The sequence below is a fragment of the Curtobacterium sp. L6-1 genome (genome assembly GCF_018885305.1).
In the GTDB taxonomy this organism is placed as follows: Bacteria; Actinomycetota; Actinomycetes; order Actinomycetales; family Microbacteriaceae; genus Curtobacterium; species Curtobacterium aetherium.
Window position 1 is genome coordinate 235,873 of record NZ_CP076544.1, and the last position, 15,264, is coordinate 251,136.

A 15,264-nucleotide genomic window follows, 5' to 3' on the forward strand; every position below is an offset into this window, starting at 1 on the left:
GCCGGGCCCAGGCCACGGGGAGCGACATCTGGGTGCTGTGTCGCAGCGACAGGGCACGGATGCCCCGGAATGTGATCGCCACGTCCCGACGAGACTATGCAGCGGGGTACAGGACGGCAACCCTTCGGCGTCCCCACTTCAGGGGACCGCGTTCCATGGCCATCGCCGTCCGGGAGGCCGTGGTTTCGTTCCGGTGCTCGTCCTCCTGTATGGTGATGGGAGTGCCGTCAGGCACCTGGAGACGTCGCATAGTCAGGCCGAGTGCACCACCCTGCTAAGGTGGAGTCCCCTCTAGGGGACCGAGGGTTCAAATCCCTCCGTCTCCGCACTCCACGAAGCCCCGGTTCCGCAGCAGCGGCACCGGGGCTTCGTCGTTCTCCAGGGTCGACCCCGGCGCCAGCCGAGAGCCGGCGCCGGCGCCTTCCGGCGACCGGCTGGGCGTGCTTCTGGCCCGCCCGAGCAGCGCTCCTTCCTGACAGGACGCCGGACTCTTCGTCCGGGTCGATCGCCGAGTTGGTTCGCGCGTGGAACGAACCTCCGCGCCCACCTGGGGTTTCCGTCGCGCTGCTCCACGGTGTCCCCACTCGTACCCCGGGGTACGTTTTCTGCCCCCCGATCCGGGGACTGGTGCATCCGAGCATCCCCGGAATTCGCTAGGAATCGCCCGCTGTTCACTTGCGGGCCACGAACCCGACGCCATCGGGAGGGCTCTGGTTCGCCCTCCGACTGCCACTGTGATGCCGCCGAACCGGGAGCAGACGCTCCGGCGGACGGCCCGAGTCGCAGCCCCCGGAACTCCCGAAGGATCACGTTGTCCACAGATCACCCTCGCCTCCTCACGGTCGTGCGGGACCCGTCGGACGTCAGGTTCCGCATCATCGCCCGAGCCGGCGGTGTCGCGGTCCTGACGATCATGTCGCTCGTCGGCCTGTTCCTGGCGTTCCGTGCCTCTGAGGCCCTGCGGGTCGCCGGCTTCAGCTTCCTGACGACCCAGGCGTGGGACCCCGACGCCCACCGCTTCGGGATCGCGGCCGTGCTCGTCGGCACGATCCTCATCGCCTGCGTCGCGATCGCCCTCGCGGTGCCGCTCTCGCTCGGCACCGCGCTCTACATCACCGAGTACGCGCCGATCCGGGTGCGGAAGGCCTTCATCGGGCTGGTCGACCTGATGGCCGCCATCCCGAGCGTGGTCTACGGCCTCTGGGGCTTCTTCTTCCTGCAGGGCCAGATCACGCCGGTGTCGCGCTGGATCTCGCAGTGGTTCGGTTGGATCCCGCTGTTCCGGGTGGACGGCATCGACCTCGACGACCCGCTGGCGTCCTCGACCGTGTACACGGCGTCGACCTTCATCGCGGGCATCGTCGTCGGCCTGATGATCACGCCGATCGTCACCTCGATCATGCGCGAGGTCTTCTCGCAGGCGCCGCTCGGCGAGCGGGAGGGGGCGCTCGCGCTCGGGTCGACGAAGTGGGGCATGATCCGCTCGGTCGTGCTGCCCTTCGGCCGCGGCGGGATCATCGGTGGCACCATGCTCGGCCTCGGTCGGGCGCTGGGCGAGACCATCGCGGTCTACATGATCATCTCGCCGGTGTTCGCCATCCAGCCGCACATCCTGCAGGCCGGCGCGAGCTCGGTGTCCTCCCTCATCGCCCTCCGCTACGGCGACGCGACGCCCTTCGGCATGTCCGCGCTGATGGCCGCCGGACTGACCCTCTTCCTCATGACGCTGTGCATCAACTTCGCCGCGTCGGCGGTCGTCGCCCGGTCCCGATCCGGAGCGAGCAGCTGACCATGACCGACACCACGCAGGCACCCGCCGCCGCAGCTCCCGCTCCCGTCGCAGCCGTGCCCACCGGCGCCACCACACCCCTGCCCACCGTCCGCGCGCGCACCGCCGTGCCGACGAGTCCCGTGACGGCGTCGGAGCCGTCGGGTGCCGGGGCCGGGACGGTCCTGCCCACGGCCGAGCGGGCCTCCGGACCGGCCCCCGGTCCCGAGCTCCGCCGGGTGAACGGCACCCGCATCAGCGACGTGCTCTGCCACGTCGGCGCGGCACTGGCGTCCCTCGCCGTCACGGTGGTGGTGTTCACGGCACTCGCACCGGTGTCCGGCCCGATCGCCTTCGCCGCCGTCGCGTACGTCATGTTCCTGGTGTTCTACGCGCTGCTCGTCGCCACCAGCGAGAACGCCGCCGTCGTGCGGGACCGCGTCGTGGCGGCGGCCGTCCACTCGCTGGCGTTCGTCGTCGTCGCCACGCTCGTGTTCGTCGTCGGGTTCAGCGTCGTCCGCGCCACGAAGGCGTTGCCGCACCTCAACTTCTACACGCAGGACATGGCGCTCACCGGGCCGCTCGACCCGATGACGTCGGGCGGTGTGCTGCACGCCATCGTCGGGTCGCTCATCCAGATCTCGATCGCGCTCGTCATCACCGTCCCGCTGGGCATCACCACCGCCCTCTTCCTGACCGAGGTGCCGGGGCCGTTCGCCCGCTTCGTGCGCACCATCGTCGAGGCCATGACCGCCCTGCCCTCGATCGTCGCCGGCCTGTTCATCTACGCCAGCGTCATCGTCGGCCTGGGCGTCGACAAGTCGGGCTTCGCCGCCTCGCTCGCGATCAGCGTGATGATGCTGCCGATCATGATCCGGTCCGCCGACGTCGTGCTCCGTCTGGTCCCGGCGACGCTCAAGGAGGCATCGATCGGCCTGGGTGCGGGGCAGTGGCAGACCGTGTGGCGGGTCGTCCTGCCGACGTCCCGGTCCGGGCTCGTCACGGCGATCATCCTCGCGACCGCCCGCGGGATCGGCGAGACCAGCCCCGTGCTCCTCACCGCCGGGTACGCGCCAGACCTCAACATCGACCCGACCTCCGGCCCGATGATCTCGCTGCCACTGGCGATCTTCGAGTTCGTCAAGTCGCCCGAACCGAACATGATCGCGCGCGGCTTCGGCGCCGCCGCGGTCCTCATGACGCTCGTCCTCGTGCTCTTCGTCATCGCCCGCGTCATCGGCGCGCAGACGGTGGCCACCCGAGAACGACGCAACCAGCGCCTCCGTGCCGTCGGTCGGCTCGTCGGCCGCGGCATCGCGGCCGCCACCCCCGCAGCGCACGCCGTCCGCCGCTTCGTCGACCACCACGTCGACCGCCTCGCCCCCCGCCCGACCGACTCCTCCCCGAAGGACCCCTCGTGACCACCCGCAGAAGACGCACACTCGGTGCGCTCCTGGCCGCCGCCGTGCTGGCCCTCACGACCCTGCCCGCCACCGCGGCGAGCGCGGCCGAGAACTACGTGCCCATCTCGGGCGCCGGTTCCTCGTGGAGCTCCGTCGCCATCCAGCAGTGGGCGGTGAACGTGCAGCAGTACGGCATGAAGGTCCGGTACGCGAGCACCGGGTCGTCCGACGGCCGCAACCAGTTCAAGGCCGGCACCGTCGACTTCGCCGTCTCGGAGATCCCGTACGGCATCAAGGACGGCGGGGTCACCGACACGCCCCCGACGGTCGGCTACGCCTACATGCCGGTCGTCGCCGGTGGCACCTCGTTCATGTACAACCTCAGCTCCGGCGGGAAGCAGATCACGAATCTGCGCCTGTCCGGGCCGGTGCTCGCGGGTGTGTTCACGGGGAAGATCACCAGCTGGGACGACCCGGCGATCAAGGCCGACAACCCCGGCCTCGAGCTGCCGAAGCGCCCGGTCGTGCCGGTGGTGCGGTCGGACGGCTCCGGCTCGACGGCGCAGTTCACCACCTGGCTGAGCAAGAAGTACCCCGCCGAGTGGAACGCCTACTGCAAGCAGGCCGGCCGTCCGCTGCCGTGCGGTGTGACGTCGAACTACCCGACGGTCCCCGGCAAGGGCTTCATCGCGCAGCCGAACTCGCAGGGCGTGTCGGGTTACGTGGCCCAGAAGGCGAACGTCGGCACGATCACGTACGTCGAGTACTCGTACGCGCTGAAGACCGGGTACCCGGTCGCGAAGGTCCTCAACAAGGCGGGCTACTACGTCGAGCCGACGGCCTCGAACGTGGCGGTCGGGCTCCTCGGCGCGAAGATCAACCAGGACGAGAAGTCCTCGTCGTACCTGACGCAGGTGCTCGACGGCGTGTACGACAACGCGGACGCCCGCGCCTACCCGCTCTCGTCGTACTCCTACATGGTCATCCCGACGACCACCGACGCGAGCCTGACGCCGGCGAAGGGCAAGACGCTCGCCGCCTTCGACTACTACTTCCTCTGCGAGGGACAGCAGCAGGCCGAGGTGCTCGGGTACTCGCCGCTGCCGATCAACCTGGTGCAGGCCGGTCTCGACCAGGTGCGACGGATCCCCGGGGCCGTCGCGAAGGACATCGACATCGGCAAGTGCAACAACCCGACGTTCTCGGCGGACGGCTCGAACACCCTGGCGAACAAGGCGCCGCAACCGCCGGCGTGCGACAAGCAGGGCGCGGCCCAGTGCACCATCGGCACGGGCGGCGCGAAGACCACCGAGACGCCCACCCAGACCACGGGCGGCGCGTCGGGCGGTGCCGGCACGTCCGGCGGCGGCAGCGCGGGCTCCGGCGGCTCGGGCTCCGGCAAGGGCGGCTCCTCGAGCGGCTCGGGGTCCTCGGGCTCCGGCGGCGAGGCGCTCTCCGGCGGGAGCGGCGGCGGGTCGGGCGGCTCCGGCGTCGCCGCGAACACGGTCGGCAACGGCTCACCCGTGCAGTGCGACGCCGACAGCGGCGTCTGCCAGAACGTCGCCGCCCTGCCGGTGTCGGTCGACGCCCTCGACGGCTGGAGCCCCCGGCAGACGCTGATGCTCGTCGCCGTCGCGGCACTCCTCGCACTCGTCCTGCTGCCCCCGTTCATCGGCGTGCTCATCTCCCGACGGAGGCTCCGGAAGTGAAGAACCACCACCTCGTCCGACTCGGCTCGGCCGCGCTGGCCTTCGGCGTCGTGACCACGACGATCGCCGGGTCCCTGCTCGTCGTCACCGCACCCGCCTCGGCCACCGGTCCGACGGACAGCTCCGCCGTGACGCAGACGTGGACCGACGCACAGGCCGCCATCGGCGCCGGGCAGGACCCGGACGGCGGTACCACGGACCCGGACGGCGGCACGACCGACCCGGACGCCGAGGCGTTCGCGGGGACCACCTTCACGGTGAGCCAGACGAAGGACCTCACCGACCAGGGCATCACCGTCAGTTGGACGGGCGCGAAGCCGACGTCGCCGAGCGAGTACGCCACGGACTACATGCAGGTCATGCAGTGCTGGGGCGACGAGCCGACCGGCCCCTCCCCGCAGCAGTGCGTGTGGGGCGCCCCGTCCGCCGCCGTCAGCGGTCGCACCGGTGTCGGCGCCGCCAAGCGCGACCTCGTCCGCGGCGACGACCCGGTGCAGGACGCGACCCTCGTCGGCGACCACGCCGACCCGGACCTGATGCTCGAACCGCCCGTCGAGAACCCGTTCCTCAAGGCCTACCGGATGCCGTTCCGCGCGGTCGACGGCACCCTCGCGAAGACGTCCACCGAGCTGTCCAAGCAGTTCGACGCGAACACGTCGAACGAGGTCACGGCCGCCCGCACCGCGAGCGACGGCACCGGGCAGGTCACCTTCGAGACCCAGTCCGGTCTCGAGGCGCCCCAGCTCGGGTGCGGCCAGGACACCACCGTCGCCAGCAGGACCGGGCCCCGGTCCTGCTGGCTCGTCATCGTCCCGCGCGGCTCGCACAACCTGGACGGCACCCCCGCCGACTCCACCGCGGCCGGGCGCGTCACCGGGTCGCCGCTGTCGGCGTCCGCCTGGCGCAACCGCGTCGTCTTCCCGCTCGCGTTCCAGTCCGTCGCGCAGTCCTGCCCGATCGGCAACGCGGAGGAGCGGCTCGTCGGGTCGGAGACGGTCACCGAGGCGGTCACCGCGTGGCAGCCGGCGCTCTGCGGCCTCGGCACGACGTACGGCTTCTCGCAGATCGGCGACGGGGAGGCGGCGAGCCAGATCGTCTCGGACGTGGACGGGTCGTCGCGCCTCGCCCTCGTGACGAAGCCGCTCGACGAGCAGGCGGCGAAGGGCACCAGCATCCGGTACGCGCCGGTGGCGCAGTCCGCGATCGTGATCGCCTTCACCATCGACTACCGCCTGTACCCGGACGCACCCGCGAAGGTGCGCGACGGCCTCCAGGCCCTGGACCTGACCCTGGACGCACGGTTGGTCGCCAAGCTGCTGACGCAGTCGTACCAGGCGGACGTCCCCGGCCGCGGCAGCGGCGACGCGACCGTGCAGGGCAACGCGGCGAGCCTGGTGACCGACCCGGAATTCCTCGCCCTCAACCCCACGTTCGTCGGGTCGAAGAGCGACACCGCGCCCGCCGGTCTGATGGTGGCGCTCGGCAACGCCGACGCGAACGCCCGGGTGTGGTCGTGGCTGCGGTCCGACCCGGTCGCCGCCGCGTTCCTCGACGGCCGTCCCGACGAGTGGGGCATGCGGATCAACCCGGCGTACCGGTCGCTGGCACTCGCCACGGACACGAGCACGGACAGCTTCCCGAAGGCGGACCTGACGATCGCGAAGGGCGGTGACCCCGACGAGACCGGCTACGGCACGCTCGACATGCGGCCGTACATGAACGACATGCACGAGGGCGCCTACCGCACGCTCAAGGCGGACCCCAACGAGAAGGACTCCTGGAACCCGTTCGGGCAGCCGAAGGGCTACACGTCGCTCGGTGCCCAGGTGCCGGGGGCGCGGTTCGTCCTGTCGATCACCGACGCCGCATCGGCGGCGCGGTACGGGCTGCCGACCGCCAAGATCGTCAACGGCGCCGGCGAGGCGGTCGCACCGACGGCGGAGGCGGTGGCCGCGGGCATCGCGACCATGCGGCCCTCGTCGGTCCCCGGCGTCGTCGCGGCGGACCCGGCGGACCGCACCCCGGGCGCCTACCCGCTGTCGATGCTGAGCTACGCGGCGGTCAATGTCTGCGCCGCATCCCCGGACGAGCGCCGTGCCTACGCGGCGTTCATCGACTACGCGGTCGGTCGCGGCCAGGTGCCGGGGGAGCGGCAGGGCGAACTGCCGGCCGGGTACGTGCCCCTCGCCGCCGCGGCGGTGACCGGGGCGCGGGTCACCGCAGCCGGACTCCTCGACACGGCCGCCGTGGCCACCGCGTGCCCCGACGCCCCGGCCCCCGCGCCGTCGGCGACCCCGGGCGCCGAGGCGCCCACCGCCTCCGGCGTCGCAGACCCACCGGCCGTGACCGGCGGGTCCGCGTCCGGACCGGGCGCCACCGGCGTCGGGACGACCCCGGAGCTCCCCGCCGCACCGAGACCGTCGACCAACGACGTCGACCAGGCCCCGGCGTCGGCGGACGGGCCCGACCACCGCACCACGGACCAACCGCTCGCGGCGACCCGCATGGGTCTCGCGGCCGCCCTCGGAGCCGGCGTCCCGGCCCTCGGGATCGGTCCGTTCCTGATCCGCCGTGGCCGGAGGCTGGCGATGCTGGCCGCCGCCCACGTGTGACCGAGTTCCACCCCATCGACAGCTGCCACCTGGGCGGCGTCGGAACCCACGAAAGGAACCACCAGCCATGAAGGCGAACACCTTCTGCAAGATCGGCGTCACGTTCGGGGCGACCGCCCTGATCGTCGGTGCCCTCGCCGTGCCGGCCGCCCAGGCGGATCCGGCCGGCAACGCGTTCGGCACCCTCGTCGGACTCGGTTCGGACACCACGCAGGACGTCATGAACGGCGTCGCGGCGTCGGTGGGTGGCAACGCGATCGCCTCGTACGACGCGGCGAACGCCGGCCCGAGCGTCGTCACCCGTCCCGGTGGCAAGGCGATCCCGCGCGTCTCCGGCTCGGGCGCCGGCCGCGACGCGCTCCTCGTCTCGATCGGTGCGATCGCCAGCAAGTCCGGCGTCGCGCTCGCCGACGGCACGAGCACGACGGTCGACTCCTCGGTGGTCGGCCAGCTCGACTTCGCCCGCTCCTCGAGCGGTCCGTCCAGCACCGCGTCGGACGGCGTCGTCGCCTACGTCCCGTTCGCCCGCGATGCCGTCGACGTCGCCTACGCCCCGGGCAGCAAGCTCGCGTCGGTCCCCTTCTTCGTCGGCGACGGCACGCAGGCCAAGACCGCCCCGACCCTGTGGAACGTGTACCGCGGCGACGTGACGCACGCCTACTTCAACGCCGACGGGTCGTACAACTCGGTCGGCTCGGGCGTCACCGGCCCCGACGGCACGACCGCCAAGGCGATCAAGCCGCTCCTGCCGAAGTTCGGCTCGGGCACCCGCAGCTACTTCCTCGGCAAGCTCGGCCTCACCGACGCCTCCGGCTTCACGGCGACCAGCCCGTTCGTCTCGGACACCGTCGACGGGCAGCCGATCGAGGAGCACAACGGTCAGGCGATCGTCGACAGCACGACGGCGAACACGCTCGCCCTCGCGCCGTTCTCGGTCAGCCAGTGGGTCGCGCAGGCGAACGGCGTCGGCTCGGTGAAGGACCGTCGTCACGGCGTGGTGCTCGCACCGCTGAGCGTCGTCGACGGCAAGCAGGCCCCGGCCACCACCGGCAGCGGCACGGCCCACGCGACCAACCCGGCCTACGCCGGGTTCGTCCGCGACGTCTACAACATCGTGCCGTCGCGGCTGGCCGACGACCCGTCCAGCGCCGTCGCGAAGACCTTCGTCGGCAAGGACTCGCTCGTCTGCAAGCAGACCGCGACCATCGCGGCCTACGGCTTCCTCCCGGAGCCCGCGACGAGCCCCTCGACCACCTGCGGCTACGACCAGCTGCGCTCGATCACCGCGTCGCCGAGCACCACGAAGCTCAGCGTCCCGGCGAGCGCGACGGCCGGTCGTCCCGTGTCGGCATCGGTCTCGGTCGAGTCGTTCGGCGCCGGCGGCGGCAGCGTGAAGGTCTTCTCCGGCACCAAGCTCGTCGGCACCGGCACGATCGCCCGCGGCGCGACGACCGGCACCGCCGCCGTCACCCTGCCCGCCGGCACCGCGTCGCTCACGGCGCTCTTCGTCCCGTCGCTCGCCGGTGTCGCCTCGAGCACCTCGGGCGCCTCGTCGGTGACGGTCACGCCCGCCACCGCCGTGTCGGTCACGGTGCCGAAGCTCACGGTCGGCAAGACCGCCAAGGTCGCCGTGACCGTCACCGGGGCCGACGCCGCCGGTGGCACCGTCACGCTGCGGAACGGCACGCAAACCCTCGGCACCGCGAAGGTCACCGCCGCCGGCACCGCGACGATCTCGTTCGTCCCGAAGGCCGTCTCGTACCGCTTCACCACCACCTACACGGGTGCGGCGTCCGGCAACGTCGCCCAGAGCACGACGGGCACCGTCACGGCCGCCAAGGGCGCCGCGACGCTCAAGGTGAACTCGGTGAAGTCGGTCAAGGCGTCCGCCAAGGCGAAGGTCACCGCCACCGTCAGCGGCTCCGGTTCGGTCCCGACCGGCACGGTCACCGTCAAGGAGGGCAGCAAGAAGCTCGCCACCGGCACCGTCTCGAGCAAGGACGGCCGCGTGACGGTCACCCTGCCCAAGCTCAAGGCCGGCACCCACAAGCTGACCGTCTCGTACAGCGGCAGCACGACCTGGAACGGCACCAGCAAGACGGCGTCGCTCAAGGTCACCAAGTAACACCCCCTCCGTCCGGCCGGCCGCACCCGCGGCCGGCCGGACACCCCACCTCCCGATGGACGAGACGATGACCAGCACCCCCTCCCGGCGCCGCCGGCCGAGCCGACGACGGCCGCTCCTGCGCCGCCCGACGCTCCGCCGCCCGGCCGTCCGCCGTCCGACCAGCGGCTGGTCGCCCGAGCCCGTCGGCCCCGCGGCCCGCGCCCTGCCGGTCCTCGGTCAGCCCGACCGGTGGCGCTTCGGCGGATCCGCGGTCGTCGTAGTGGGCCTCCTCCTGGTCGGCTTCGCGCTCCAGTTCATCGGCGTCTCGCAGGTGTCGTACGTCCGCGACCAGCAGCTCGCCCTCGACGCGCTGCGCTTCCAGCTCGCGAACGCGACGGCGCCGGTCGGGCAGACCGGCCCCGACGGCCGCCTGGTCGCCGACGGCACCCCGGTCGCGATCCTCCGCGTCCCGGCGATCGGTCTGCGGTCGGTCGTCCTCCAGGGCACGACCTCGGACGTGACGCGCTCCGGGCCCGGCCACCGTCGCGACACCCCGCTGCCCGGGCAGGCCGGCGCCAGCGTCGTCTACGGTCGGCAGACCGCCTACGGCGGACCGTTCGGTCGCATCGCGGAGCTCCGCCGCGGCGACGTCGTGACCGCCACCACCGGACAGGGCACCGCCCGCTACCGCGTGACCGACGTGCGGCGGACCGGCGACCCCGTCCCCGCCCCGATGTCGGCGGGCGACGGACGCCTGACGCTCGTGTCGGGAGCCGGACTGCCGTTCCTGCCGGACACCGTCGTGCGCGTCGACGCCGAGCTGGTGTCCGATGCCGCCCCCACCCCCGCGCCCGCGTTCGGCTACTCCAGTCTCGAACCCCGCGAACTGACGATGGCGGGGGACGGCACGGTCTGGCCGTTCCTCACCCTCGGGCTCATCGTGCTCGCCGCCATGGTCGCGCTCTTCGCGGTCGGGATGCGGCTGTGGGGCCGCCGGCAGACCGTCGTCGTCGCCGTCCCGGTCGTGCTCGCGGTGGGGCTCTCCGCCGCCGCGCAGCTCACCCTCCTGCTCCCGAACCTGATGTGACCGGGCACCCGACGTGACCGCACGAGCGCCCGCCCCCGCCGGTGCCGACACCGCCGCCCGCGCCGCAGCCCCCACCGGCGCCGACACCCCCGCCCGCGCCGCCGCCCCCGACTGAGAGACCACCATGACCGACACCGCCACCCTGGCCGACGAGTTCGACAGCTGGTTCGCACCCGACGACGGCACCACCACCGAGGCGATCCCGACCATCGCCCCCGCCACCCTCGACGCCCGCGAGGTCTCGGCCTGGTTCGGCGACCACAAGGTCCTCGACCGGGTCTCCCTGACCATGCCGGCCGGCCAGGTCACCGCGCTCATCGGGCCGTCCGGCTGCGGCAAGAGCACGTTCCTCCGCACGCTGAACCGCATGCACGAGCTCGTGCCGACCGCGTCCCTCGCCGGCGAGGTCCTGCTCGACGACGTCGACATCTACGACGCCTCCCGGCGCATCACCGAGGCGCGTCGGCAGATCGGCATGGTGTTCCAGAAGCCGAACCCGTTCCCGGCGATGAGCATCGCGGACAACGTGCTGGCCGGTCTCGCGCTCACCGGCGTCAAGCTCGACAAGGCCGCGAAGACCGACCTGGTCGAGGAGACCCTGACGAAGGCGGGGCTCTGGAACGAGGTGAAGGACCGGCTCCGGCAGGCCGGCGGCGGGCTCTCCGGCGGACAGCAGCAGCGCCTCTGCATCGCCCGGTCGCTGGCGGTCCGGCCGCGCGTGCTGCTCATGGACGAGCCGTGCTCCGCCCTCGACCCCACGTCGACCCGCCGGATCGAGCAGACCATCACCGAGCTCGCACGCGACGTCACGGTCGTCATCGTCACGCACAACATGCAGCAGGCCCAGCGGGTCTCGGACCGCTGCGCGTTCTTCCTGGCCGAGGCCGGCACGCCCGGCGCGATCGTCGAGCACGGCCCCACCGCGGCGATGTTCGAGGCGCCCCGGGACCCGCGCACCTCGGACTACGTCAACGGCCGGTTCGGGTAGGCGGACGCGCGCCGCGTCGGTGGTGACCCGACCTGGAGGCCCGACCCGCGCCTCCAGGTCGGTTACCGTGAGCGGGTGATGCGACGGACGACGACGGCCGCGGCGACCCTGGCGGTCGCCGCCCTCCTGCTGTCGGGCTGCAGCGCCGGCACGGCCGCCTCCGGCAGCGGCGTCGAGGGCTACGTCGAGCCGGGCGGCGGCGCGCTCGAGCGCGTCCGCACCGCGGTGGACCGGGGCGCGACGGTGATCGGCGTGGACGGGGCGGGCCTGTCGGACGACGGCACCCACCTGCTCGACGCGCCGGAGGGCCTCGGCGAACTCGTCGGGGCCGCGGCCGACGCCGGCGCGACGACCGAACTGCTCTTCAGCAACTACTCGGCGACCATCGGGGACTTCTCGCCCGAGGCGGCGACCGCGCTGCTCTCCTCGGCGTCGAACCGGGCCGACGTCGTCGGGGAGCTCGTCGACCTGGCCGACCGCCTGGGTGCCGACGGCGTGCAGATCGACCTCGAGTCGATGCGCGACCAGGACCGGTCCGGCCTCGTGTCCTTCGCGGCCGAGCTGCGGACGGCCGTGCACGACCGGCTCGGCGACCGGGCCGAGGTGTCGATCGCGATGATGGCCTCGACCGACCCGGCGGAGTACCGCTCCCGCGGGTACGACCTCGCCGACCTCGCCCCGCACCTGGACCGGGTCGTCCTCATGACCTACGACCAGCACGGACCGTGGAGCGGCCCGGGCACCGTCGGCGCCCTGCCGTGGACCCGGAAGGCCGTGCGCACCGCGATCGACGGCGGCGTCCCCGCCGAGCGGATCGACGTCGGCGTCGCCGGGTACGGCTACGCGTGGGGGCCCGGCGCGGACAGCGCCCCGATTGCTGCCGCCGCCGCCGCGCACCTGGCGGGGGACCGGGCCGAGTGGTCGGAGCGCGACGGGGAGTGGTCCGCGACGCTCGACGACGGGCGGGAGCTGCACTGGTCGGACGCCCGCTCGTACGCCGTGCGCCGTGACCTCGCCCGCGAGCTCGGCGTGCACGGGGTGGCGCTGTGGTCGCTCAACCTGTCGCCGCTGCCGGAGGACTGAACCCGGCCGGCGCCGCGCGGTCCGCGCCGCCCGGTCCGCGCCGCCCGGTCCGTCCGCGCCGCCCGTCCGCCCGGCGCGTTCGGTGACGCATCCTCCGGTTGCTGTCGGCGAGCCGTTGTAGCATCACCGCACATCGACCCAGCGGCGAGGAGACCTGCGTGCCGGAACTGACCCACCAAGCCTTCCCGATCGACCGGATCCAGGACGCCGGGGCGGACATCGTCGCGTCGGTCGCGACCGTGGTGGACGGCAAGGACGACGCCATCCGGACCGCCCTGACCGTGATGCTCGCCGAGGGACACCTGCTCGTCGAGGACGTCCCGGGCGTCGGCAAGACCGTCCTCGCGAAGGCCCTCGGCGCCTCGGTCGGCGGCTCGGTGAACCGCATCCAGTTCACCTCGGACATGCTGCCGTCGGACGTCACCGGGGTGAACATCTACGACCAGTCCTCCGGCACGTTCCGGTTCTCGCCCGGCCCGGTGTTCGCGAACGTCGTCATCGGCGACGAGATCAACCGCACGAGCCCGAAGACGCAGTCGGCGCTGCTCGAGGCGATGGCCGAGTCGCAGGTCACCGTCGACGGTGTCACCCGACCGCTCGAGTCGCCGTTCATGATCGTGGCGACGCAGAACCCCGTCGACATGGAGGGCACGTACCCGCTGCCCGAGGCGCAGCGCGACCGGTTCATGGCCCGCATCGCCATGGGGTACCCGAGCCCCCAGGCCGAACGGCGGATGCTCGCGGCCCGCGGTGCGCACGACCCGCTCGCCGACCTCCGCCCCGTGGTCGACGTCGACACCCTGCGCGCGATGATCGCCGCCGTCCGCACCGTGCACGTGGCGGCCGACGTCGAGGCGTACATCGTCGAGGTCGTCCGCGTCACCCGCACCCACCCCGACCTGCTCCTCGGCGCGAGCCCCCGCGCGACCCTGCACCTGGCACAGGCGTCCCGCGCGTACGCGGCCCTCGCCGGCCGTCCGTTCGTGACCCCCGACGACGTCGCCGCCCTCGCACCGATCGTCCTCGCGCACCGACTCGTGCCGGTCGCCCGGGGCCTCGGCGGGTCGGCCGAGGACACCGCCCGCGAGATCGTCGTCCGCATCGTCGCCGACACCGCGGTGCCCTTCACGGCCACGCCCGTCCGGTCCTGATGACCGACCATCGGCCCGTCGCCCGGCGGCTCTCGCGCCGTGCCGGTGCCGTCGGCTCGGTGCTGGCCCGCTACGGCCGGCGGGGCACGGGCATGCTGCGGCGGACGCCGTTCCCGCGTCCGACCGTGCGTGGCTGGACGGTCCTCGCGGTCGGCCTCGGCCTCGTCGGCGGCGGGCTCGTCGCGTCGATGGGTGTCGCCGTGTCCGCCGGACTGCTGCTGGTCGTGCTGGTGGTGCTGGGCGTCGTGGCCGCACTCGCCGTGGCGGCGCCGCTCCGCGCCTCCCGGCAGGCGCCCCGCGTGGTCGTGCAGGTCGGCGAGGTCTACCGCGGACGCGTGACGGTCCGTGGTTCCGGCGTCCGGTTCGCCCCGCGGTCGACGCTGCTCGTCCGCGAGCAGCTCGACGACCTGTTCGTCAGCACGGCCGAGGCGGCGGCCCTCGTGACGATCGGGCCGGCGACCCCGCCGGCGGTGCTCGACGTCGAGGCGCTCGCGATCCGCCGCGGTCGGGGCCTGGTCGGACCGGCCACCGTCCGGGTCGAGGACGCCTTCGGTCTGCTCCGCATCGACCGCCCGGTCGTCGCCGCCGAGGAGGTCGTCGTCGTGCCCGGCTCGACCCCGATGTCCGGCCTGGACGCCGGCGCCCTGGCCGGTGCTGTGTCCGCCGACGAGGGCCGGGTCGGACAGGGCGGCTCGGCCGACGACAGCGAACTCCGTCCGTACCGCCCCGGCGACCCGATCCGTCGCGTGCACTGGGGACAGAGCGCGAAGCGCGGGGTCCTGCACGTGCGGCAGACGACGCAGGCCCAGCCGCCGGAGGCCGTGGTCGCGCTCGACGTACGGCGCGAGGCGTACCAGCAGCTCGGCCGCGACGACCTCGCCGAACTGGCGGACCTCGGCGGCGACCAGGCCTTCGAGCACGCGGTCGTCGTGGCGGCGAGCGTCGCACGGGCCCTGGCGGCGCGGACGTCACGCGTCGTCCTGGTCACCGACGGGCCGGGCGGGGACGTCCGCCACAACGGTGACGCGGGCGGGCTGTCCGAGGTGCTCGTCGGCCTCGCGGACGTCCACGTGCGCAGCGACGCCCGGCACGTCACCGAGGTCCTGCACGGGGTCCGCGGCCGCGACGTGCACGGCATGACGGCCGTCGTGACCGGGCACTGCACCGCCGAGCAGGCCGCCGAACTCGTCTCCGCGACCAACGGGTCGAGCCGCGGCGTGCTGGCCACCGTGACCGCACCGGACCCCGTCGTCCGCGGCATCCTCGACCGTGCCGGGTGGCGGGTCGTCGTCGTCCCCGTGCCCGGCACCACCACGGACGGACACCGCCGATGACCGCACCCCGCACGGACGGACA

At 73.1% G+C, this 15,264-nt stretch carries 10 protein-coding genes and 1 tRNA gene; all 11 read left to right on the plus strand.

The genetic code is table 11. The features are described 5' to 3' along the window. Positions 1-237 precede the first annotated feature (237 nt). Positions 238-326: transfer RNA gene (locus KM842_RS01085), tRNA-Ser, on the plus strand. Positions 327-811: 485 nt separating this feature from the next. Next, a complete protein-coding gene (pstC, locus tag KM842_RS01090) occupies positions 812-1,789 on the plus strand; it encodes a phosphate ABC transporter permease subunit PstC (protein ID WP_216260130.1) in 978 nt (325 codons plus the stop codon). Between the two features lie 2 nt (positions 1,790-1,791). Continuing rightward, on the plus strand, positions 1,792-3,189 hold the full coding sequence (gene pstA / locus KM842_RS01095; protein WP_216260131.1) for a phosphate ABC transporter permease PstA: 1,398 nt from the start codon (positions 1,792-1,794) through the stop codon (positions 3,187-3,189). Then, positions 3,186-4,880 carry a phosphate ABC transporter substrate-binding protein PstS gene (pstS, locus tag KM842_RS01100; protein ID WP_216260132.1) on the plus strand — a complete coding sequence of 565 codons (1,695 nt, stop codon included), beginning with the start codon at positions 3,186-3,188 and terminating at the stop codon, positions 4,878-4,880. Before pstA ends, pstS begins: the two co-directional genes overlap by 4 nt. Then, complete coding sequence (locus KM842_RS01105; protein WP_216260134.1) at positions 4,877-7,492, plus strand: hypothetical protein; 2,616 nt, start codon at positions 4,877-4,879, stop codon at positions 7,490-7,492. The genes pstS and KM842_RS01105 overlap by 4 nt, the downstream gene beginning before the upstream one ends. 67 nt (positions 7,493-7,559) lie before the next feature. Then, on the plus strand, positions 7,560-9,617 hold the full coding sequence (locus KM842_RS01110; RefSeq protein WP_216260136.1) for an Ig-like domain repeat protein: 2,058 nt from the start codon (positions 7,560-7,562) through the stop codon (positions 9,615-9,617). 67 nt (positions 9,618-9,684) lie between these two features. Beyond that, the gene (locus KM842_RS01115; RefSeq protein WP_216260137.1) at positions 9,685-10,686 is read left to right on the plus strand and encodes a sortase; all 1,002 of its coding nucleotides are present in this window, start codon (positions 9,685-9,687) and stop codon (positions 10,684-10,686) included. A gap of 124 nt (positions 10,687-10,810) precedes the next feature. After that, positions 10,811-11,674: a phosphate ABC transporter ATP-binding protein gene (locus KM842_RS01120; protein WP_216260139.1), complete on the plus strand. Its 864-nt coding sequence runs from the start codon at positions 10,811-10,813 to the stop codon at positions 11,672-11,674. A gap of 78 nt (positions 11,675-11,752) precedes the next feature. Further along, the gene (locus tag KM842_RS01125) at positions 11,753-12,757 is read left to right on the plus strand and encodes a glycosyl hydrolase family 18 protein (RefSeq protein ID WP_253206320.1); all 1,005 of its coding nucleotides are present in this window, start codon (positions 11,753-11,755) and stop codon (positions 12,755-12,757) included. A gap of 158 nt (positions 12,758-12,915) precedes the next feature. Continuing rightward, entirely contained in the window at positions 12,916-13,908 is a 993-nt protein-coding gene (locus KM842_RS01130; protein WP_437124536.1) for an AAA family ATPase, read from the plus strand. Then, on the plus strand, positions 13,908-15,242 hold the full coding sequence (locus KM842_RS01135; protein ID WP_216260141.1) for a DUF58 domain-containing protein: 1,335 nt from the start codon (positions 13,908-13,910) through the stop codon (positions 15,240-15,242). Before KM842_RS01130 ends, KM842_RS01135 begins: the two co-directional genes overlap by 1 nt. Positions 15,243-15,264 lie beyond the last annotated feature (22 nt).